At 34.7% G+C, this 21,139-nt stretch carries 20 protein-coding genes; 14 read left to right on the top strand and 6 right to left on the bottom strand.

The window, feature by feature from the left end; all coding sequences use genetic code 11:
* Positions 1-56 precede the first annotated feature (56 nt).
* From AC5P2S_RS16550 to AC5P2S_RS16495, 12 genes are all read left to right on the top strand, one after another.
* The gene (locus tag AC5P2S_RS16550; RefSeq protein ID WP_283416054.1) at positions 57-1,343 is read left to right on the top strand and encodes a citrate synthase; all 1,287 of its coding nucleotides are present in this window, start codon (positions 57-59) and stop codon (positions 1,341-1,343) included.
* A gap of 176 nt (positions 1,344-1,519) precedes the next feature.
* Entirely contained in the window at positions 1,520-2,434 is a 915-nt protein-coding gene (locus tag AC5P2S_RS16545) for a dimethylarginine dimethylaminohydrolase family protein (RefSeq protein WP_494555650.1), read from the top strand.
* Between the two features lie 107 nt (positions 2,435-2,541).
* On the top strand, positions 2,542-3,459 hold the full coding sequence (gene ctlX, locus AC5P2S_RS16540) for a citrulline utilization hydrolase CtlX (RefSeq protein ID WP_494555649.1): 918 nt from the start codon (positions 2,542-2,544) through the stop codon (positions 3,457-3,459).
* Positions 3,460-3,541: 82 nt separating this feature from the next.
* A complete protein-coding gene (locus tag AC5P2S_RS16535) occupies positions 3,542-3,910 on the top strand; it encodes an S-adenosylmethionine decarboxylase family protein (RefSeq protein ID WP_494555648.1) in 369 nt (122 codons plus the stop codon).
* Entirely contained in the window at positions 3,907-5,349 is a 1,443-nt protein-coding gene (locus tag AC5P2S_RS16530; RefSeq protein WP_494555647.1) for a DUF4178 domain-containing protein, read from the top strand. The genes AC5P2S_RS16535 and AC5P2S_RS16530 overlap by 4 nt, the downstream gene beginning before the upstream one ends.
* Positions 5,350-5,355: 6 nt before the next feature.
* Complete coding sequence (locus AC5P2S_RS16525; RefSeq protein ID WP_494555646.1) at positions 5,356-5,550, top strand: hypothetical protein; 195 nt, start codon at positions 5,356-5,358, stop codon at positions 5,548-5,550.
* A gap of 17 nt (positions 5,551-5,567) precedes the next feature.
* Positions 5,568-5,783: a DUF350 domain-containing protein gene (locus tag AC5P2S_RS16520; protein ID WP_494555645.1), complete on the top strand. Its 216-nt coding sequence runs from the start codon at positions 5,568-5,570 to the stop codon at positions 5,781-5,783.
* Complete coding sequence (locus AC5P2S_RS16515; RefSeq protein WP_494555644.1) at positions 5,776-7,290, top strand: polyamine aminopropyltransferase; 1,515 nt, start codon at positions 5,776-5,778, stop codon at positions 7,288-7,290. The genes AC5P2S_RS16520 and AC5P2S_RS16515 overlap by 8 nt, the downstream gene beginning before the upstream one ends.
* A gap of 57 nt (positions 7,291-7,347) precedes the next feature.
* Positions 7,348-7,683: a hypothetical protein gene (locus AC5P2S_RS16510; protein ID WP_494555643.1), complete on the top strand. Its 336-nt coding sequence runs from the start codon at positions 7,348-7,350 to the stop codon at positions 7,681-7,683.
* Positions 7,670-7,975 (top strand): type II toxin-antitoxin system RelE/ParE family toxin, encoded by a 306-nt coding sequence (locus AC5P2S_RS16505; RefSeq protein WP_494555642.1) that lies wholly within the window; start codon positions 7,670-7,672, stop codon positions 7,973-7,975. The genes AC5P2S_RS16510 and AC5P2S_RS16505 overlap by 14 nt, the downstream gene beginning before the upstream one ends.
* Before the next feature lie 121 nt (positions 7,976-8,096).
* The gene (locus AC5P2S_RS16500; RefSeq protein WP_494555641.1) at positions 8,097-9,578 is read left to right on the top strand and encodes a flavin monoamine oxidase family protein; all 1,482 of its coding nucleotides are present in this window, start codon (positions 8,097-8,099) and stop codon (positions 9,576-9,578) included.
* Complete coding sequence (locus AC5P2S_RS16495; protein ID WP_494555640.1) at positions 9,575-10,597, top strand: hypothetical protein; 1,023 nt, start codon at positions 9,575-9,577, stop codon at positions 10,595-10,597. The genes AC5P2S_RS16500 and AC5P2S_RS16495 overlap by 4 nt, the downstream gene beginning before the upstream one ends.
* A 70-nt stretch (positions 10,598-10,667) precedes the next feature.
* On the opposite strand, the gene AC5P2S_RS16490 is transcribed toward AC5P2S_RS16495, so the two are convergent.
* From AC5P2S_RS16490 to nadD, 6 genes are all read right to left on the bottom strand, one after another.
* Positions 10,668-12,971 carry a TonB-dependent receptor domain-containing protein gene (locus AC5P2S_RS16490; protein ID WP_494555639.1) on the bottom strand — a complete coding sequence of 768 codons (2,304 nt, stop codon included), beginning with the start codon at positions 12,969-12,971 and terminating at the stop codon, positions 10,668-10,670.
* 41 nt (positions 12,972-13,012) lie between these two features.
* Positions 13,013-15,271 (bottom strand): TonB-dependent receptor domain-containing protein, encoded by a 2,259-nt coding sequence (locus AC5P2S_RS16485; protein WP_494555638.1) that lies wholly within the window; start codon positions 15,269-15,271, stop codon positions 13,013-13,015.
* A 271-nt stretch (positions 15,272-15,542) separates the two neighbouring features.
* Positions 15,543-16,541: a 2-hydroxyacid dehydrogenase gene (locus AC5P2S_RS16480; RefSeq protein WP_283417792.1), complete on the bottom strand. Its 999-nt coding sequence runs from the start codon at positions 16,539-16,541 to the stop codon at positions 15,543-15,545.
* 202 nt (positions 16,542-16,743) lie between these two features.
* Complete coding sequence (locus tag AC5P2S_RS16475; RefSeq protein ID WP_283417793.1) at positions 16,744-17,085, bottom strand: DUF3817 domain-containing protein; 342 nt, start codon at positions 17,083-17,085, stop codon at positions 16,744-16,746.
* Positions 17,082-17,687, bottom strand: a complete 606-nt coding sequence (locus tag AC5P2S_RS16470) for an XAC2610-related protein (protein ID WP_494555637.1) — start codon at positions 17,685-17,687, stop codon at positions 17,082-17,084. The genes AC5P2S_RS16475 and AC5P2S_RS16470 overlap by 4 nt, the downstream gene beginning before the upstream one ends.
* Positions 17,688-17,693: 6 nt before the next feature.
* Positions 17,694-18,314 carry a nicotinate (nicotinamide) nucleotide adenylyltransferase gene (gene nadD / locus AC5P2S_RS16465; RefSeq protein WP_494555636.1) on the bottom strand — a complete coding sequence of 207 codons (621 nt, stop codon included), beginning with the start codon at positions 18,312-18,314 and terminating at the stop codon, positions 17,694-17,696.
* Between the two features lie 106 nt (positions 18,315-18,420).
* Here nadD and AC5P2S_RS16460 point away from each other — a divergent pair, with 106 nt between their 5' ends.
* On the top strand, positions 18,421-20,334 hold the full coding sequence (locus tag AC5P2S_RS16460) for a tetratricopeptide repeat-containing sensor histidine kinase (protein WP_494555635.1): 1,914 nt from the start codon (positions 18,421-18,423) through the stop codon (positions 20,332-20,334).
* Complete coding sequence (locus AC5P2S_RS16455) at positions 20,331-21,092, top strand: LytR/AlgR family response regulator transcription factor (protein ID WP_494555634.1); 762 nt, start codon at positions 20,331-20,333, stop codon at positions 21,090-21,092. The genes AC5P2S_RS16460 and AC5P2S_RS16455 overlap by 4 nt, the downstream gene beginning before the upstream one ends.
* Positions 21,093-21,139: the final 47 nt, after the last annotated feature.

Raw genomic sequence — 21,139 nt, 5'->3', positions numbered from 1 at the left:
TGTCAGTTGAGCATTTATGGTTTAATTCTTATATTTAGCACATAAATTTTTAAAAAATGTCAGATAATAAAGTTATATTAAATTACGACGGGAAGAGTTTTGAATACCCAATCGTAGATAGTACTATCGGTGACAGAGGAATTGATATTTCCAAATTAAGAGATCAGACAGGGCTGATTACTTTGGATCTTGGTTACAAAAATACAGGTGCTACAATCAGTGAAATTACATACCTGGATGGTGATAAAGGAGAATTGTTCTACAGGGGTTATCCCATCGAGCAGATTGCTGAGAAGTCTAATTTTACGGAAGTAATGTACCTTTTGCTTCATGGTAATTTACCAACAAAAGATCAGTTCAGTAATTTTGAAACAGGTATCAAAAAATATAACTTCATTGCAGAAGAAATGAAAAGAATCATTGATGCTTTTCCTCGTTCTGCGCATCCAATGGGAGTTTTATCTGCATTGACATCTGCTCTTACTGCATTCAATCCAAAAGCTGTTGATGTAAAATCAAAAGAAGAAATGGACCTTGCTGCGGAACTGATGTTAGCAAAATTCTCTCATCTGTGTGCATGGACTTACAGAAAAACTCAAGGTCTGCCATTGAATCACGGTGACAACAATCTCAACTATGTTGAGAACTTCTATAAAATGGCTTTCAGACTTCCTTACGAGGATTTCGAAATTGATCCTGTTGTTGTAGAAGCCTTAGACAAATTATTGATTCTACACGCGGATCACGAGCAAAACTGCTCCACTTCTACTGTAAGAATGGTTGGTTCTGCCCACACAGGATTGTTCGCGTCTATATCTTCCGGTGTTTCTGCACTTTGGGGACCACTCCACGGTGGTGCAAACCAGGCAGTTATCGAGATGCTTGAGTTAATTGAAAAAGATGGTGGCGATGTTTCCAAATATGTTGCAAAAGCGAAAGATAAAGAAGACAGCTTCCGATTAATGGGCTTTGGACACAGAGTTTACAAAAACTTTGACCCAAGAGCAAAGATCATCAAGAAAGCAGCTGACGATATCTTAGGAAAATTAGGAATCCAGGACAAAGCACTTGACATTGCGATGCAGTTGGAAAGAGTTGCTCTTGAGGATGATTATTTCGTAGAAAGAAAACTATATCCGAACGTAGATTTCTATTCAGGGATTATTTACAGAGCGTTGGGTATCCCAACAGAAATGTTTACTGTGATGTTCGCATTAGGAAGATTACCGGGATGGATTGCTCAGTGGAAAGAAATGAGACTGAAAGGTGACCCGATCGGAAGACCAAGACAGGTTTATCAAGGTGCAGAAAAGCGTGATTACGTGGACATTGCCAACAGATAAAAAATATAAAATTCAATTATAAAATCCTCGAAATTAATTTTTCGGGGATTTTTTTTCGGGAATATTGTAGTTAATCTGAAAATTTCTCCAGCAATCGGGCTTTCGCAGGTGTTATTAACTAAAATAAAATATCCCTGATTTGAATCCTTTAATTATATTTGCCTGATTCTGAAATTATGAAATTAAATATCAAAAACGAAACCGGAAGACTGAAGTCCGTAGTGCTTGGACAGCCGAAATCAAATGGCCCTGTTCCTACTTTGGAAGAAAGTTACGATGCAAAATCCTATCATACTATCGAGAATAATATATATCCAAAAGAGGAAGATATTATCTTGGAAATGACGGAATTCGAAAAAGTGCTGAAGAAATATGATGTCGAGGTTTTCCGACCGAAAATCATCAAAGATTACAATCAGGTTTTCGCAAGAGACGTTGCTTTCGTAATTGAGGACAAAATGATTATTTCTAACATCATTCCTGATCGTGCAGATGAGCAGGAAGCTTACAGGCATATCATTGATAAAGTATCCTGGAGAAATATCATCAACCTGCCGGAAACAGCCCATATTGAAGGTGGAGATGTCATCGTCTGGAATGGATTTTTGTTTATCGGAACCAGCTACAGTCCGGATTACAGAAATTTGAAAACAGCCAGAACAAATGAATATGCTATCGAAATTCTGAAAGAATATTTCCCAAAAAAGAGAATCATCGACCTGGATTTGAGAAAAAACGATACAAAACCTTACGAAGGTATTCTTCATTTGGATTGTACGTTTAATATTGTTGGCGAAGACAAATGTATCATTTATAAAAACGGATTTGTTGATGAGTCTGACTATCAGTTGCTTTTGGATATTTTTGGAGAAGAAAATTGTTTCGAAGTCAACGATAAAGAAATGTTTGAGATGAACCCGAATATCTTCTCAATTGCTCCGGATGTTGTGGTTTCTGATAAAGCTTTCACAAGACTAAATCATCATCTAAGAGACGAGTGGGGAATGACTGTGGAAGAAATTCCTTACCGCGAAATTTCCAAAATGGGCGGTCTGTTGAGGTGTTCAACTTTGCCTTTAGTTAGAGAATAATAATTAAGATCATTTCAAGCAAATAAAGCAAATTATGCTGATTCTTCAAGATAATTTACTGAATCTGAAAAATCAGCGAGAGCCATAAATTTATATTTAAAGTAAATATGCAGACTACAGATACAGTTTTAATGATAGAGCCTATTGCTTTCGGGTTCAACGAGCAGACGGCGGTTAATAATTATTTCCAGGTTCAGCAGGAAGGGAATGTTCAGGATGAAGCTTTGAAAGAATTCAAAGCCTTTGTTGAAAAATTGAGAGCAAAAGGTATTAATGTCATTACCATAAAAGATACGCTTGACCCCAAAACGCCGGATTCAATTTTCCCGAATAACTGGGTGAGCTTTCACAGAGACGGGAAAGTAGTCCTTTACCCGATGTTTGCTGAAAACAGACGTTTGGAAAGACGCGAAGATATCATCAAACAAATCAAAGAGCAATTTACTATCAACGAAATCATCGATTATTCTGACATTGAAAAAGACAATAAATTCTTGGAAGGAACAGGAAGTATGATTTTTGACCACGATAATAAGATTGCTTACGGTTCGGTTTCGTTGAGATTGGATGAAGATTTGTTTAGAAAATTCTGTAGTGAGTTTGGATTCAAGCCTGTAGTTTTTCATTCTTATCAAACGGCTGGTGAAGAAAGATTACCAATTTATCATACCAATGTGATGATGTGTGTTGCGGATAAATTCGTGGTGATTTGTCTGGATTGCATCGATGACGAATTGGAAAGAGAAAAAGTCATCGAAACGATTAAAAATTCCGGAAAAGAATTAATAGAAATCTCCGAAGACCAGATGCAACATTTCGCAGGAAATATGCTTCAGGTTCAGAATAATTCTGGAGAAAAATTCTTGGTAATGAGCCAAAGTGCGTACAAATCTTTAAATCAGGAACAAGTAGCTGCCATCGAAAAATATTGCGAAATTATTTACTCCGATTTGGAAGTGATAGAAACCAACGGCGGCGGAAGTGCCAGATGTATGTTGGCTGAGGTTTTCTTGCCGAAGAAATAAAAAGTTGTAAATATTTACAGCTTTTTTATTTTTCTATTGTCAGTTTTTCAAAAAATTCTGATATTGCTTTCTGATAACATTAATGATGAAAACTTTGGAAATTTATCAGGAAGGATTGCACGTTCTATTGACTTTGAAAGTTGAAAATTCTGAATTACTGACAAATTATTATTCTTATTTGGATTACGCTAAAAAACTTTTGGCAGAATGTGACACGGAAGTTGTTGGCGAGACTTTTTATATTTTTGATAATGATAGTTTCACTTCTGCAATTATTCTGAAAGAATCGCATCTTTGTATCCATACTTGGCCTGAGTTTCAGCAACTGACGTTGGATTTGCTACTGTGTAATTATTACAATGATAACACAAAGAAAGTCCAGAAAATTACTTCCAAATTACTGCTTTATTTCGAAGCAGAAATCATCAAAGAACACAAAATCCTGAGATGATGAAAACTTACGTTTGCCCAAGTTGTAAAACCGAAAATATACTTACAATCGATATCGAGATTGAACAATATATTTGTAAATCATGTTCTATGCTGGTAAACACTGGAAGTGATGAGATTGAAAAAAAAATCAAAAAACCTACAGAAAATGTGGTTTTGGAAGTTGGTCAAAAAGGCAAGATTGACGGTATAGAATATCAGGTTGTTGCAATTGTTGTCAGAAAGTACGGAAGTTCTGTTTTCTGGAGAGAATATTATCTTAAAGACAAAGATAAAAATGACGCCTTCCTAAGTGAAAGTAGTGGACATTGGGTTTTCCTACAACCTAAAGAAATGCCTAAGAAAGAGTTCAAATTTCATGCTGAATTTGAAGGTAAAAAATACCGATGGTACGAATCTACTCCGAATAATATTGATTCCGCAACCGGATTTTTCGAGGATAAAATTAAATTTTCTTTAGCAACGTATAAAGAATTTGTCAACGGAACTGAAATGGTTTCGACAGAACAAGTAGGAACCGAGAGAAATTTTTTCTGGGGAAAGCATATTCCGAAAAGTGAAATCAAACGGCAATTCAAACCGAGCTATATGCCCAATTATTCCGGGATTGGAATTGTTCAGTCATATTATGTCAATATAAAACAACTCGTCAACGTCTTTGCAGTCGTTGCTTTGTTAATGAGTGTTTTTCAGTTATATAACACGGTTTCAAGAACTAATTATGAAGTTTTTAATGATAGAATAAGATTTGATTCGGTAAGAAATAAAGAATTGATTTCAAAATCCTTTGATTTGAATGGTGCTTCTGCTCCGCTTAATGTCAAACTCTATTCGAATGTTGATAATTCCTGGGCCAATGTAGAATTGAGTCTCATTAACGAAAAAACAAATGAAATAGAATACACATCCCAGGATATTGAACAATATCACGGTTATGAAGACGGCGAAAGCTGGTCAGAAGGTGATAAAAATAGAGAATTTAATTTTTGTGGTGTTGCTCCTGGAAAATATCATTTCGCTATCAATGCACAGAAACAAGGTTTTGAACAACCAAACGGAGAAACATTTTATTCTCCTGACGGAACTAGGTCTTTTACTTATGATGAATTTGGATTCGTGGATGTCACGACTTTGGCGACTGGTGAAAAAGTATCTTATAATTTATCAAACCTTCAAACCAATGATTCTATAGTCTATTCTGAGTTAGAAAAAGCGAAAGAATTCAAACTTAAAAATCCAAATTTCTCCGCCACGTTTCCTGATACAGACACGCTTAATCCTACATTTGATATTCAGGCATTCTGGAGGCCCGTCAGTTTTTGGAATTACTTCATTATTATAGGAATAATGGTTGTTTTGGTTCTTCTGAATTATTGGGGAAAGTATGCTTTTGATAAGGCTAAATGGGAAAACAGTAATTATTCACCTTTTGACAAATAAATTCAAATGGAAAAAATAATTGAGTATATCAGATATAATAAGTTCTTGCTTTTGCTTGGGGTATTTTTTTTCGCTTGGTTTCTGTATTTGACATACACAGGAAATCAGTTTTGCGATTGTGCAAAAACAGAAAAGTATAGAGACGGAGCAACCAGATATCGTTCACACGGAACTTCGGTTTACAGATATTATCACAAATAAAATTTAAAACATTAATTATGGGAGATTTCAATTATTTACCGATTCTCAACTCGATATTATATTCATTTTTAGGAATTGCAATTTTGTTGATTTGCTATATCATTATCGAGAAACTGACTCCGGAAAAAACGTGGCATGAGATTTCAAAAAACAACAATACTGCTCTGGCTATTATCTTCGGCGCTTTCATTATTGGAATTTCTATTATTATCAGCGCTGCGATTCATGGGTAAAAAACGAATTTCGTTTGAGCTACTTCTGCTTTTTTCTGTATTTGTCATCGCAACTTGCGGACTAATTTATGAGTTGGTAGCAGGTGCTTTGGCAAGCTATCTTTTGGGTGATTCTGTCAAGCAGTTTTCTTTTATCATTGGCGTTTATCTTTTCTCGATGGGTGTTGGTTCTTATCTGGCAAAATTTATTCATAAAGATTTACTGAATAAATTTGTTGAAATCGAAATTCTTGTCGGAGTTATTGGTGGAATCAGTTCGGTAGTTTTATTCTATTTATTCAACGCGGTTCATCATTTTGAGCCTGTTTTATATCTATTTGTATTTCTGACAGGATGTTTGGTTGGATTAGAAATTCCCTTATTAATGAACATTCTGAAAGATAAAGTTGAGTTCAAGGATTTGGTTTCCAATGTTTTCGCATTTGATTATATCGGCGCTTTGTTGGCATCCATACTTTTCCCATTGGTTTTGATTCCGAGTTTAGGAATTATCAGAACACCGCTTTTTTTCGGTTTGATTAATATTTCCATTGCGATTTTCCTTTCGTTTTATCTGAAAAGAGAATTGAAAAATCCAATTTTATTAAAAATAAAATCAATTTTTGCTTTTCTAAGTTTATTAGCACTTTTCATTTTTTCAGACAGACTTTTAGCATTTTCAGAAGAAAAGATGTACGGAGAGAATATTATTTATTCCAACAGTTCGCCTTATCAAAGAATTGTTTTAACAAGAAATAATCAGGATTTCCGACTTTATCTTAATAATAATCTTCAGTTTTCTTCGGCAGACGAATACCGTTATCACGAAGCTTTGGTTCATCCGGCGATGTCTATGGCGAAAAATATTTCCAATGTTTTGGTTTTAGGTGGCGGCGATGGTTTTGCTGTTCGAGAGATTTTGAAATATAAAGATGTAAAACATATTACTTTAGTCGATTTGGATGGAGAAATGACTAATTTTTTCCGAGATAATGAAACAATGAGACGTCTTAATCATCAATCCCTTTCCAACCCAAAAGTTGAAGTGATTAATAAAGATGCCTACATTTGGGTAAAAGAAAACAAGAAAAAATATGATGTCATCATCATCGATTTTCCAGACCCTTCCAATTACAGTTTGGGCAAATTATATTCTCTTCAGTTTTACAAAGAATTGGAAAGAATAACCACAAATGATACTAGAATTGTGGTTCAGACAACATCACCATATTTCGCTCCGAAATCTTTTTGGTGCATCGAGAAGACCATTAATCAGATTTTTACATTCACCACGGCCTATCATTCTTATGTTCCGAGTTTTGGAGAATGGGGATTTTGTATGGCATCTTTCCAACCGATTGATAACAAAATTGTGCGAAAACTTACGAATCTGAAGTTTTACGATTACGATTTTAAACAAATGTCTTATTTCAGTAAGGATATGAAAGCAAATAATCTGGAAGTGAATCGTTTGGATAATCAGATTCTGGTAAGATATTTTGATGAAGAATGGGGAAAAGTCCAGTAATTTGTCTCAATATTTTATTATATTTGTATCAAATAGTGACACTTAAAATTATAAATTATGATAACAGAAATTGAAAAATATATAGAAATACAGAACAGCATAGATTTGATTCTGAAACAATCGCCTTTTAAAATCTCTTACATTATTGAGAAAACAGGAATTAAAAAGCCAACCTTTTTCAAAAAAATGAAAGACAAAAGATTTACTTCCGAAGAGTTGCTCGCTATTGCCAAAGTTATGGAACCGGTTTACAGAAATGAAACCAAGGAAGAAATTTTGGAATCGTTGAAAAAAGCAGAGGAAGATATAAAGGATGGAAATACAATTCCTTTTAGAGAATATTTGGATAAAAGAATTGAAAATTTAAGGACTAAAATCAATGCTGAAATCTGAAATTACAGAAAATGCGCAGAAAGATATTGGACGAATAGAAAAATATCTTTTGCTAAAATGGAATGAACAGGTTTTGCTTGATTTTTTAATAAGATTAAGAGATGCTCTGGATATTTTAGAATCGGGAAATATACATTTTGAGAGGTATGAAGACACTAATTTTAGAAAATTTTTGTTGACCAAACATAATTCTATAATCTACAAAGTAGAAAATGAAACAGTCTATATCGTTAGAATTCTACAAAATTTTCAAAACCCAGACGATAATTACGGAAGTGTTTCAAAATTATAATTAAATCTTGTCAACTTCTACCAATCAATTTTCCCGAAAATCTTTTCTTACAACAATCTTGTGGGCTGGCGCAATGTTGCCTTTTTTGCAATATTGCAAACAGAAATCAAAATCGATTTTATTGAAGATTACGGGAACCAATTATGTTTTAGGACATCAACTTTGGGCTAAAGATTTCCCAAAACCTACTGAAGAAATCAAAACTAAATTCCTAATCGTGGGAAGTGGAATCTCCGGACTTTCCGCTTGCAGACATTTAACAAAAAACAATGAAACTGATTTTCTCTTGATCGAAATGGAAAATCATCTGGGAGGAAATGCTTCCAATGGAGAAAACAAATTTTCCAAATTTCCTCTTGGAGCTCATTATCTTCCGATTCCAAACAAAGAAGATTTAGATTTAATTGAATTTCTGAAAGAATGTAAAATCTATCTTGGTGAAGACGAAAACGGATTTCCGATTTTAGATGATGAACAACTGACTTTTCCAAAAGAAGAACGCCTTTTTTTCAAAAACGAATGGCAAAATGATTTGATTCCTCAAAATGGAATTTCTGAGAGCGTAAAAGAAGAGATTAAAAGCTTTTTTGAAACGATGGAAATTTTCAAAAATGAAAAAGATGATCAAGGGAAATATTGGTTTGATATTCCGATTTCAAAATCTAGTAATGAAGCAAAAGAATTGGATAAGCTTACCTTTTTGGATTGGCTTGTTAATAATCATTTCAAATCTGAGGAATTACTATGGCTATTGGACTATTCCTGCAAAGACGATTATGGTTTAGGAATAAAATACGTTTCTGCGTGGGCGGGAATCCATTATTTTGCCGGAAGAAAAAATAATTGGGCGACTAACCGCCACGACCAAGTTTTAACTTGGCCCGAAGGCAATGCAAGATTGGCAAAGCATCTTTCGGAATTTGTCGAAAGTAAAAATCTGTCCCAACATTTGGTTTATGATGTCAATTATAATCAAGAGAATGTGGAAGTTTTGGTTTATGATAATCAATTAAAAATTTCAAAAAAAATCATTGCTGAAAAAGTCCTTTTTGCAACGCCACAATTTGTCAATAAGCATATTTTTAAAGACAGAAAATTCAAAGATTTCAATTATGTGCCTTGGCTTTTGGCAACTTTAACATTAAAAAATGAATTTGGTGGGGCAGAAGAAATGGCTTGGGACAATGTGATTTTCGGAACGGAAGGGTTAGGTTATATCAATGACCAGCATCAGAATCTCAATCAAATTGTGAGCGAAAAAGTGATTACTTATTACCGAAGTTTTTCTACGGATAATTGTAAAAAAGCCCGGCGACAGTTATATAATATGAAGGAAGAAGGATTGAAAAATTTGGTTTTTGATGATTTAAAAGTTGCACATCCAGAGATTGAGGATTTCATTATAGATATTCAGTTTCATAAATTAGGACACGGTATGATTTCGCCTGTTCCAAATTTTATTTTCGGAGAAGAAAAAAAGTTGGCCAAACAAAATATTGATAACAAAATATTTTTTGCCCATACAGACTTATCCGGAATTTCACTTTTTGAGGAAGCTTTTCATCAAGGGATTAATGTCGCAAAAGAAATGATTGGAATATGAAGCAACCCTGGATACATAATGCTAAAACGGACTGGAGTTTTATTTTGTCACCGCCATTTTTGGTGTTATTGACAGTTGTTTTATTTCAGAATCAGATTCATAATCTGGAAAATCATTATTCTTTCTACACCTGGTTGATTCTCATTGTTTTTGTGGATGTTGCGCACGTTTATTCTACGTTATTCAAAACTTATTTTGTCAAAGAAGAATTCAAAGAAAGGAAACTTTTGTATTTGGTAATTCCAGCAATTAGTCTGATTCTCGGTTTGATATTTTATCAGTTCGGAAGCTTAATGTTTTGGTCGGGTTTAGCGTTGGTAGCAGTCTTTCATTTTGTGCGTCAGCAATATGGGTTTATGCGATTGTATGCTAGATTTGAGAAAAAAGGTTTTTCAAAATTCTGGGACGGACTTGCTGTTTATTCAGCAACGATTTTTCCGATGTTGTATTGGATAAAAACACCACGAGCTTTCAATTGGTTCATAGAAAATGAATTCAATTGGTTGGATTCTGTTCCGAATTATATTCCCGTAATTACATCAATTTATTACTTAATTCTCGGAGTCTGGATTTTGAAAACGGCTTATTTTTTAGTTAAAGATAAAACCTTCAATATTCCGAAAAATGGGATTATTCTCGGAACTTACCTGTCATGGTACTTTGGGATTGTTTATTTTAACGACGATTTGATTTTCACTTTACTTAATGTCATTTCACACGGAATACCTTATATTGCTTTGATTTATATCAGGGAAATTGAGCAAAAAAAATTGGCGTCATCTAAAAACCTTTCCATTTTTAAGACCAGTTTCGGAATTTTATTATTTGTATTGGTTATCATCGGATTTGCTTTTTTTGAAGAACTAATGTGGGAAGTTCTGGTTTGGAGAGAGCATTTCTCAATTCAATCATTCGAATTGTCAATGTCTTGGCAACAATTTCTAGTTCCTATTTTGATCGTTCCGCAGTTAACGCATTATCTTTTGGATGGATTCATCTGGAGAAATCAGAAAACATAAAAAAAAATCCCGAAGAACGTCTTCGGGATTTCTTTTGAAAATAATGATTTGATAAGAAATATAATGTATGTTATCTGGTGCGGTTTTTAATGTCCTTATCTGCGCTGCTGATATCTCTTATTTTCTGAACTTTTTTGTTCCCGAAATTATAAGTCACGCTGAAGTTCAGACCTTGGTTATATTGATTTTGATTAATGTAATTAAAGTTGCCATTGTCCTGATAATCTGTAATCACGACTTTATTCGTTTTCAGAATATCATAGATTTCCAAAGCAAAAGTCCAGTCGTTCCAGACTTTTTTGATGTTGGCGTCCAGACTCATTAGTGATTTTAGTCTTCCTAATTCGATTTGTTGGTTATCCACGTACCAATAGTTGACGCCTAAGAACCAGGTTTTGTTTTTGTCTAGTCTCACAGTATTGTTGGTTTGAATCAATAAACTGTTAGACTTGATTTTGTTAACATAGTCCGGGAAAACATCGCCGGTAATTGGGTCTGTATTCAGAAAGCCGTTGTTCACATTTCTCTGCATCCCGATGTTGAAATTGGAGGTAAGATATTGTTTGAAGAATGATTTCTGCATTCCGATCATTGCGGACATCTCTTGCTTGTCTCCGAAGTTGGTTCTGATGTATCGCAATTCTCTGTCTGTGATTTGATTGCCGTTGGCATCCAAAACAGGTTGTTCATTAGCGCCTAATCTGACCTTATCTCTTTGCAAAGGAACCTGTGTAATCACATTTTTCGTCAATGAATGGTTGATAATCAGGAAATAAGAATTCTTAAACATATATGTGAACTCATTGGTGTAAACAGAAGACGCTTTCACAAAAGGATTGTTCTGAGTATAATTCACATTGGTCAGATAATTCTTCACAGGATTCAGTTCCCAGAAACTCGGTCTTCTCATTCTGCTGGAAAAAGCATAAGAAATATTGTTCTTGTCGTTAATCGCATAGTTCAAGCTCACATAAGGCAACAGATTATTATAATCTCTTTCTATGTTGCTGAAATCCGAATTGTCTGATTTTCCGACACTGTTCGTCAATTCATATCTCGAACCGATTTTCCCTGAGAACTTATCAGAAAATTTCTTTTCCAACGTCACATAGAATCCATAGATATTCTCATCGTAGATAAAATGGTTGGGCGTAGAGATAGGACCGCTGATTGGTTTTCCATATTGGTCTACCAGATTTCCGTCCTTGTCATAGTAATAAGTATCATTTTTGGTATCGTTATCGGTTTTTGTTTTATTAAAGTTTCCTCCGACTGCTACCGTGAAATCAGTCTTAAATTTCTTGATATAATCAACCGTAGATGAAAAATTATTAATAATCTGAGGCGTACTTTGTGTAATGATAGTCGAAGGATTCAGAAGCTGTCTCATCAAATCTGAAGTATAAGTTCTGTTATCCGCATTCTGGAATCTTTTATAATTAAGATAAGCGGCGTTCAGGTTGAGCTTGCTTCCGAGTGAGTCTGTTTTCCATTCATAATTCAGGTTGAGTGAATTATTATACGAGCGCGAATTTTCAACATTTTTAGTAAGGCTGTATCTCGTTTCAGTATCGCCGTCTTCATTGGGAGCAACAATCGTATTAAAAAGATTGGAACCGGAACCATAACTTCTGTTCGCCCAGGAATTCCAGGTCAAAGCAAGGTTGCTGTTATCATTCAGCTGATAATCGATGTTCAAATAACCTCCAAGGTTTTTATTTGGGTCAGTCACGCGTCCTTCAGATTGATTGCTGGTTGTGCTGCTGCCGTTTCTCAGGATATAATATTGTTCCTGGATGTTTTCGCTGGTGTTGATATTCGTGCTGATGCCTAGTTTATCTTTTCTGTAGTTGAGCGAAACGCCAGCATAAGTGGAGTTATAATAATTTTGTGAATTTCCCATTCTCATATTGCCATTCAGTCCGTCGGTCATTTTTTTCTTTAGAACAATATTGATAATTCCGTCGGAAGATTCTACCTGATATTCACTTCCTGGAAGCGTAATCACTTCGATTTTCTGAATATTTTCTGCCGGTGTATTTTTCAAAAACTGAGTCAGAGATTCCGCATCCATATTGGTTTTTCTGCCGTTGATATAGATGACGGCATTGTTTTTCCCAATGATTTTCAGAGTTTTGTCATCAGTCGAAGAAACAAGCGGCGTTTGCTTCAACAAACTGAATGCTGTATTACCTTTTGCGACAGGTGAAGCAGCTACATCATAAACAAATCGATCGCTTTGTTTCTTGAAAACTTGTTTGGTTAAGGTAACAGCTTCTATACTTTTTGTTTCAGCAGAATCTTTTTTAGGTGTTTCCTGAGCATAGATCAACCCTGAGAAAAATATGGCAGCGATGAGAGTTTTCGTTTTCATAATTTATTTTTTTGAGAGTAATAGTTTATTTTTTTTCTTGATTAAGTTCTGGAGCGAATCGCATCGTTAGCCGATTTCACTTCTCTTGCTTTTTTCAATTTTTGATTCCCGAAGTTGTAGGTTACGTTGATGTTCAGTTCTCTTCGGTATTGGAAATTTCTTACAGTGTTGTAGCTTCCTTTAGCTTGTATTGTTCTTATATCATCGATATTCTGATTAAAGATGTCATTGAACTCAACCAGGAATGTGAAATTTCCCATAATTTTCTTGATGTTTACGTCAAAACTCTGTTGTGTGTAAAGTTTTCCCATTTCCACTTCTCTTGTCGGCATCAGCCAGTAATTAACGCCCAGATACCAGTCTTTTTTCGGAGATAATCTTATCATATTGTTGGCCTGGAAGAAAGTGTTCAAGGTTTTCACATCGATAATGAATGGCTCTAATGTTTCTGTGTCTCCTGGAAGTAGTTGCGAAGTTGGGTCATTTGTTACACCACCTTTGAAAGTCGCATACTCGAAGTTGGCGGAGTAGTTGGTTGTCCAGATATCACCAAACCAGCCTTTGTTCATCCCTAGAGTCAATCCAATCTGCTTATTGTTGCCATAATTGGTTCTGATGTATCTTAGGAATTCGGATGTGATTTTTATTTGATTTCCGTCTGCATCATATGTAGGATTTCCATTTTCGTCTCTTACAAGTTTTGTTTCAACTCCTTGCAAAGGCAATTGTCCATAAGCATTTTCAGCAAAGTTGAAACTCACATTAGCATAGAAAGCATTCTTGTACATATAGTTGATTTCCTGATTATAATTCTTGGAAGCCTGCATAAAAGGATTGTTCTGGATATAATTGGTCGGTGTAAAGTACGTTCTGGAAGGATTCAGTTGTCCAAATCCAGGTCTTCTCACCCGGCTGGAAAAGCTGTAACTGATGTTGTTGTTTTCATTGATGGCATAATTCAATGTCGCGTAAGGCAAAAGATTGTTATAATTTCTTTCAAAACCGATGTCGGATTTTCCTACAACATCACCTGTGCTCAATGTGGCTTCGAATCTTGTTCCGATTTTTCCTGAGAATTTGTCAGAGAATTTTTTCTCGAAAGTCGCATAAGCGCCGATAATATTTTCTTTATAGATAAAGTGATTGGAAAGCGTGTTATTGGTCACGAATTGTGTTCCGTTAAAATCATTTTGTCTTGTATCGCTGTCTGTGTTGGTGTAGTTATAGCTGCTTCCGATAGCAAACGTACTTTCATTCTTGAATTTTTTAATATAATCGATATTTGCAGCGTAATTGTTGATGATTTGAGGAACAGCCTGCTGGAATGCGCTGTAAGAACCATTAGGTTTTAGTGGGAAAGATTCGCCCAGACTCACTTTGTCCCTGTTGAACCATAAATAGGAAACGTTTGAACTCAATTTACTGCCCAGCGTATCAGTTTTGATTTCATAATTCAGGTTGAAGTTATGATTTCTGGTCTGCGCATCTTCCTGGTTAATTGTTCTGTTGGACAACACGCCGTTTTCAAAATTCGTCATATCCAAAACAGACCCGAAGCTCTTGTTATAGCGCATATTGTAGCTGAAACCAAGACTTTGTTTTTTGTTGATTTCATAATCGATATTCACACTTCCGCCGTAGTTTTTGTTCGGGTCATCCATTGTTCCGAAAGAATTATTCTGGAAAGTGTCATTTCCGTTGGTCAACGTATATTTTTCTCTTTCTCTCCAGCTTCCCATATTGAAGTTGGTGCTGAACGACCATTTGTTTTGTCTTGCATTAAACGCAATTCCGGACGAGGGATTATTATAGAAAGTCTGGCTGTTGTTCATTTTCAAAGTTCCGTTGTAGCCATTCGTTTTGCTTTTTTTCATTACGATATTGATGACGCCTTCATTTGCTTCCACTTGGAACTCACTTCCAGGAACAGTTACGACCTCGATTCTTTGGATGTTTTCGGATGGCGTATTTTTTAGCATTTCCGTAATGGCTTCTGCATCCATCAGCGTTCTTTTGCCATTGATGTAAAAAACCACGTTTGACTTTCCCATTATTTTGAAAGTTTTTCCGTCTGTGCTGGACAACATTGGCGTCTGCTGAAGAAGATTGAAAGAATTGGTTCCCTTTGCAACAGGAGAGGAAGCCACATCGTAAACAAACCTGTCGGATTTTTTCACGAAAACTTTCTTGCTAAGTTTCACTTCTTCTATCGTTTTTGTCTCTTCCGTTTTTTTCTGGGTCTGTTGCGCAGAAATCATTCCTGAGAAAAAAATAACTGCAATTAGGATTTTGGCTTTCATAATACTTGGTTTTAATAAAGTAGTTTGTAGTTTATAATAATTTACATTGCAAAGATATGTATTATTTTAAGTATTATGCAATACAAAGTAGTAAATAAAATTGTTTATTGTTTTTAATCTATTGATTTTCAGAGATAAAATTTTTTGGTTGATTTATTATTAAGACAATTTTTGATAATGATTTATTACATCATTTATCAAAAAAATATAAAAAAACCTTTGCAAAATGTGCAAAGGCTTGATTGTTAAGCATTCAAAATCTGAATTTTTGTCAGATTAAAATGGCATTTGGATTTTCAAATTCTTCTTTCTTTTCAAAATGGGAAAGACTTGATAAAGTTGAATTTGCAATTTGTTCAAGCGCTTCCTGAGTGAAAAAAGCCTGATGTGCAGTTACTAAAACGTTTGGGAAACTCATCAGACGCTGGATTGTATCATCCTCAATAATCGTATGAGAAAGATCCCGGAAAAATAGTTTGTCTTCCTGTTCATAGACATCGATGCCGAGGTAACCGATATGTTTGGATTTCAAACCATTGATAACAGCTTTTGTATCGATTAGTCCACCACGACTAGTGTTGATTAGCATCACATCTGGTTTCATTTTTTGGATAGAATTTTCATTGATCAAATGATGGGTAGCTTCCATTAGTGGACAATGAAGTGAAACGATATCAGATTCGGAAAGTAATTGTTGTTGCGAAACATATTCGATTCCGAGGTCTTTAAGTTCTTGATTTTCTGTAATATCATAAGCTAAAACTCTTGCTCCAAATCCTTTCGCAATTTTTGCAAAAGCAGCACCAATATTTCCGGTACCGATAACGCCGATTGTCTTCTGATAAAGATTGAAACCCATCAATCCATTCAGAGCAAAATTCTGTTCACGAACTCTGTTATAAGCTTTATGAGTTTTTCTGTTAAGCGTAAGAATCATTGCCATTGCGTGTTCTGCAACGGCTTCGGGAGAATAAGCCGGAACTCGGCTGACTCTCAAACCAAGACGTTTAGCGGCTTCCAAATCCACATTGTTGAAACCTGCACATCGCATCGCAACATATTTAACACCTTTTTTTGCCAGAAACTCTAGAACTTCAGCATCAAGCTTGTCATTCACAAAGGCACAAACTGCGTCGGTATTTTCGATAAGATTAAGAACGTGCGGACCAAGATGGGTCTCAAAATAATCTAGCTCAAAATTGAATTTTTTATTCGCTTTATCAAAAAATTCTTTGTCGTAGGGTTTGGAAGAGAAGAACGTGATTTTCATATTTTAAAGTTATTATGATTTAGTTTTTTAACCACAAAAGTCACATGAGATTTTTATCTTTCTGCTTATAAAAAGTACAAATCAGTTTTTATTAAACATCTCCTTTTTTTGCTCTTTATATCAATGTGAATTTAAATTTAATTCACTCCTTTTTGTGACTTTTGTGGTGAATGAATTTTAGATTATTTTTAGTTGCTATTCGTCACTCAACCCGATTTTTTCGGGCTAACTTTTTATCAACCCAAATCGTTGCGAAAGGGAAGAAAGCACCCATCAATGCAAAGATAAAATCCTCATCATCCCAATCGTATATTTTTCTAATCGCGGGAAGAAAGATAAGATAAAGTGTGAAAAAAAGTCCATGGATACTCCCAATAGTACTGATGTAAATAATGGCGAAAATATTTTCCGGCTCAACCCGAATCCAAATCATGGCGGAAAATAATAAAAGCCACGAAATAGCTTCTGCAAAACAAATCTGCTTAAACCAATTGATAAGTTTTTCTTCCGGATATTTTGAGTAATATTTTTCTATAAAGTTCATCTTTTTACTTTTTCAGATTTCAGGATTTTTGATAAAGTCAGGTTGTAATTTTTATCGTATTCCAAGTCTTTCCCATTGTCATCTTCGCCGTCTTCTACAATATAGCCAAAATCTTTGATTTTATCGCCTTCGATTTTATAAAAACGCGTCCAGTTTCTGCCAGACATCACAAGACAATCGATGAGATTATATTTCTCCAGGTAATTTGGATTTTTGATTTTCTCGAAGCCTTCTATTTTCCTTAGTTTCTGATTCTTGAAATCGACAATAAAAAGATGGTAAGTCTCATTACTCCTAACATCTGCAGTATTTTCAATTAGAATATCTTTGATTCCATCCCCATTGAAATCAGTAAACTCGACATTTTGAAATTGACTGTACAACTTTTCCTGATGAATAATTTTTTTCTTTCCGTTGATTTTTTTTGAAAAAGTAAAGAGTACATTGAATTGGCTTTCATCTTTCGGGTCAAATTCCAAAGAAACGAGATAACCTTTTTTACTGAAAATTGAATCACAGTTTATTTTAATAAGCTCTTTGTTTTGAGCAAAAAGTAATGTTTGAAATATTGAAAAAACAGAGAGAAGAAGAGCGCTTTTCATTCAAAATTATTTATAAAATGAAGAACCGTCAAGATATTCAAAAACCTCTGGTGGAAGCATCGGCCGCACATTTTTACCCTCCTTAATCATATTTCGGATTTCCGTTGCAGAAAGCTCTATAACAGGTGCTTTGATGAGTGAAATACTCTCGTGTTGCAAATAGTCCGTGTCTTTTTTGTCTTCTCCGAAAATTCTGGGATAAACAATGATCTGGTGATTTTTTAAGAGCAATTCATAGTTTTTCCATTTGTGAAGGCTTCCCAGATTGTCTTCACCCATTATCAAAGAGAAAGAATAATCCGGATATTTTTCCTGAAGATAAGTTAATGTATCAATCGTGTAACTTGGTGTTGGCAAAGAAAACTCTACATTGGAAGCACGCATTTTCGGATAATTTTTGATGGCCAGTTGAACCATGTCCAATCGATTGTGATCTTTCAGCAAAGATTTTTTATCCTTGAATGGATTTTGCGGACTCACCACAAACCACAATTCTTCCATATCAGAATTCTCCAAAATATAATTCCCGAGAATCAGATGTCCAATATGAATCGGGTTGAATGAGCCGAAAAATAGACCGATTTTTTTGCGTTTTTCCAAGATAGAATAGTCGTTTTTACTTTTCAAATTTAAAAATTATAATTGAAATCGAATTCTAAGTCAAATCATTAATTTTCTCATTGGTCATTTAATAGTCAATAATTTATGATTATTTTTGCAACAAACATAATTGATGAGAAAAATTCTACTTTTTCTGATGATCATTTCTGTCATCTTGATTTCTGCGCAATCTGCGGTGGATTCTCTATTGACGGTTCTTAAAAAAGAAAAAAATCCAAACCATATTGCGGCTTTACAAAATCAGATTTCGGATGCTTATAAGCATTCGGATCCTGAGCAGATGCAGAAGTTTGCATTGTTGGCACTTACAAACTCCAGGAAAAATAAAAATATTTATCAGCAATCAGTTGCTTATCAGAATATTGGTGTTTCATTTTTGATTTATGGTGATTATAAAAAGGCCTTACAGAATTTTGATTCATCGGAAAAGATTCTTTTAAAAATCAATTCTGAAAAAAAAGAAATCAAGGAAACATTAGCCAAAACGTTTGGAAGCAAAGGCGTTGTTTATTCTCAACAGAACAATTATGCTGCGGCGTTGGAAAATGATTTCCAGGCTTTGAAAATCTATGAAGAAAACAAAAATAATCTCCAGACTTCAAAGCTTTATAACAATATTGGAGTTATTTATAAGTCTATTGATGATCAAGAAAAAGCATTAGAATATTTTCTGAAAGCTAACCAGACTTCCAGGAAAATTAACCCAGAAACTTTTGCTGCAAGTGCTTCTAACATTGGATTGATTTATTTGTTTCAGAATAAGTTGGAGCAGGCGAAAAAGTATTTTGACGAGAGTCTAAAATCTTACCAGGGAAATGAGAATCCGCGTGGTTTAGGAGAACTTTATAACAGTTATTCTCAGTATTACATTCGTAAAAATCAGAAAAAAGAAGCTAAAAATAGTCTTCAAAAAGCGGAAGAAGAATTTTTATCGGTTGACGATAAGTTTGGGTTATCTGACACTTATATGTTTCTGGCTCAGATTTATTTTGATGAGAAAGAACTTGAAAAGTCACTCCAGTTTTCCAACAAAAGTCTTGAACTTGCTAAAGAACTGGATTTGACAGAAGCCCGAATGAACGCCGAAAAATTACTTTCTCAAATCTATGATCAAAAAGAAGATCAGAAGTTGGCTCTGTATCATCTTAAGAATTATGATATCGAAAAAGAAAAATTTGACGCTGTTAAAAATGAGCAGCAACGTCTAAAAACGGAACTCAATTTTCAATATGAAAAACAGCAGTTGGAAAAAAGAGAAAATGCAAGCAGGGAAAGGCTGAAATGGATTTTTACGGTTCTAATAATCGGGTTACTTTTACTCGGATTGTTTCTTTTTTACAGAAATAAGGAAAAGCAAAAAACCTTGCTTCTACAAAAACAACTGACAGAGTTTGAACATAAAGCGCTGCATCTGCAGATGAATCCTCATTTTGTTTTTAATTGTCTGGCAGCAATCTCGGCATTTGTGATTCAAAACGGAAAAGATGAAGCGATTCGTTATCTGGCGAAGTTTTCCAAATTGATGAGACTGACGTTGGAATTTTCGAAAGAATCCAGTATTACTCTAGATAAAGAAATCGAAGCACTTCAAAATTATCTTGAACTGGAGCAATTGCGGTTTAATAATAAATTCGATTTTAACATTTCCAAAGAATCCAATATCGAAGATGATACTGCGATTCCTTCTTTGCTTCTGCAGCCTTATGTGGAAAATGCAATCATCCACGGTGTAGTTCCTTTAGAAGATAAAGGTTTCATCAATATTATTTTCCGTCAAATTGAGGATCAGCTGATTTGCATCATCACAGATAATGGTGTAGGGATAGAACAATCGAAGAAAAATAAAGAAACATTTGTCAACGCTCATAAGTCTATGGCAATGGAAATTTCTAAAAAGCGATTGGAAACTCTGGAGCAACTGGAAAACAAAAAAATAGAACTGAGTATCACAGAACTAAGAGATAACGAGAAGATTTTGGGGACTCAGATTTTGATAAAATTACCATTAGAATTCATAGAAAAATGATAACAGCTGTTTTAATAGACGATGATCATAATCTCCGAAATGGGATGAAGGCAATGCTGGCTCTTTATGCTCCTGAAATCAATATTTTAGGCGAAGCTGACAGCGTGAAAACCGGAACTAAACTGATCGAAGGAATTAACCCTGATATTGTTTTTCTGGATATTATGATGAACGATGGTTCCGGCTTTGATATTCTGGAACGGCTCAACAAAAAGTACGGAAAAATCTCTTCTCATATTGTTTTTGTAACAGCGCACGAAAAATTTGCTATAAAAGCGTTTCGTTTCAGTGCTTTAGATTTTCTTCTGAAACCGATTGACCCGGAAGAATTACAAAGTGTCATCCGGAAAATTAAAAATATTACAGATAACAGTTCTGAAAATAAAACGATAGAACTTCTGTTGGAAAATATCTCGAAGAAAGCAGATAGTTTCAAAAAAATTGCCTTGTCAACGTCGGATGGAATTCATTTGTTTGAGATTAAGGATATTATCCGCTGTGAGTCTGTTGATAACTACACCAAATTCCATTTCAAAAATCACAAGACAGTCCTGATTTCCAAAACATTGAAAGAATATGAGGAATTGTTATCTGATCAGGGTTTTGAACGGATTCACCAGTCACATCTCATCAATCTGAATGAACTGAAATCTTATATCAAAAAAGATGGCGGATTTGTAATAATGTCTGATAATACACAAGTGCCTGTTTCTCAAAGGAAAAAAGAACGATTACAGGAAGTTATCGGAAGGTTGTAATTCTAACCCAAACCTTCCGAATTCTAAATGTAACAAACATAATGTAA

The organism is Epilithonimonas sp. 33E (genome assembly GCF_059372615.1).
The sequence above is the reverse complement of the archived record's forward strand: the minus strand, read 5'-3'. Positions and strand labels throughout refer to the sequence as shown.

What these genes read in the sequence shown, in the direction of transcription:
- AC5P2S_RS16480 (WP_283417792.1), bottom strand. Translation starts at nt 16,541, where the DNA reads ATGAAAATCACGTTCTTCTCTTCCAAACCCTACGACAAAGAATTTTTT.
- AC5P2S_RS16475 (WP_283417793.1), bottom strand. Translation starts at nt 17,085, where the DNA reads ATGAACTTTATAGAAAAATATTACTCAAAATATCCGGAAGAAAAACTT.
- ctlX (WP_494555649.1), top strand. Translation starts at nt 2,542, where the DNA reads ATGCAGACTACAGATACAGTTTTAATGATAGAGCCTATTGCTTTCGGG.
- AC5P2S_RS16505 (WP_494555642.1), top strand. Translation starts at nt 7,670, where the DNA reads ATGCTGAAATCTGAAATTACAGAAAATGCGCAGAAAGATATTGGACGA.
- AC5P2S_RS16495 (WP_494555640.1), top strand. Translation starts at nt 9,575, where the DNA reads ATGAAGCAACCCTGGATACATAATGCTAAAACGGACTGGAGTTTTATT.
- AC5P2S_RS16535 (WP_494555648.1), top strand. Translation starts at nt 3,542, where the DNA reads ATGATGAAAACTTTGGAAATTTATCAGGAAGGATTGCACGTTCTATTG.
- AC5P2S_RS16485 (WP_494555638.1), bottom strand. Translation starts at nt 15,271, where the DNA reads ATGAAAGCCAAAATCCTAATTGCAGTTATTTTTTTCTCAGGAATGATT.
- AC5P2S_RS16515 (WP_494555644.1), top strand. Translation starts at nt 5,776, where the DNA reads ATGGGTAAAAAACGAATTTCGTTTGAGCTACTTCTGCTTTTTTCTGTA.
- AC5P2S_RS16525 (WP_494555646.1), top strand. Translation starts at nt 5,356, where the DNA reads ATGGAAAAAATAATTGAGTATATCAGATATAATAAGTTCTTGCTTTTG.
- AC5P2S_RS16545 (WP_494555650.1), top strand. Translation starts at nt 1,520, where the DNA reads ATGAAATTAAATATCAAAAACGAAACCGGAAGACTGAAGTCCGTAGTG.
- AC5P2S_RS16470 (WP_494555637.1), bottom strand. Translation starts at nt 17,687, where the DNA reads ATGAAAAGCGCTCTTCTTCTCTCTGTTTTTTCAATATTTCAAACATTA.
- AC5P2S_RS16510 (WP_494555643.1), top strand. Translation starts at nt 7,348, where the DNA reads ATGATAACAGAAATTGAAAAATATATAGAAATACAGAACAGCATAGAT.
- AC5P2S_RS16550 (WP_283416054.1), top strand. Translation starts at nt 57, where the DNA reads ATGTCAGATAATAAAGTTATATTAAATTACGACGGGAAGAGTTTTGAA.
- AC5P2S_RS16455 (WP_494555634.1), top strand. Translation starts at nt 20,331, where the DNA reads ATGATAACAGCTGTTTTAATAGACGATGATCATAATCTCCGAAATGGG.
- AC5P2S_RS16460 (WP_494555635.1), top strand. Translation starts at nt 18,421, where the DNA reads ATGAGAAAAATTCTACTTTTTCTGATGATCATTTCTGTCATCTTGATT.
- AC5P2S_RS16520 (WP_494555645.1), top strand. Translation starts at nt 5,568, where the DNA reads ATGGGAGATTTCAATTATTTACCGATTCTCAACTCGATATTATATTCA.
- AC5P2S_RS16530 (WP_494555647.1), top strand. Translation starts at nt 3,907, where the DNA reads ATGATGAAAACTTACGTTTGCCCAAGTTGTAAAACCGAAAATATACTT.
- AC5P2S_RS16490 (WP_494555639.1), bottom strand. Translation starts at nt 12,971, where the DNA reads ATGAAAACGAAAACTCTCATCGCTGCCATATTTTTCTCAGGGTTGATC.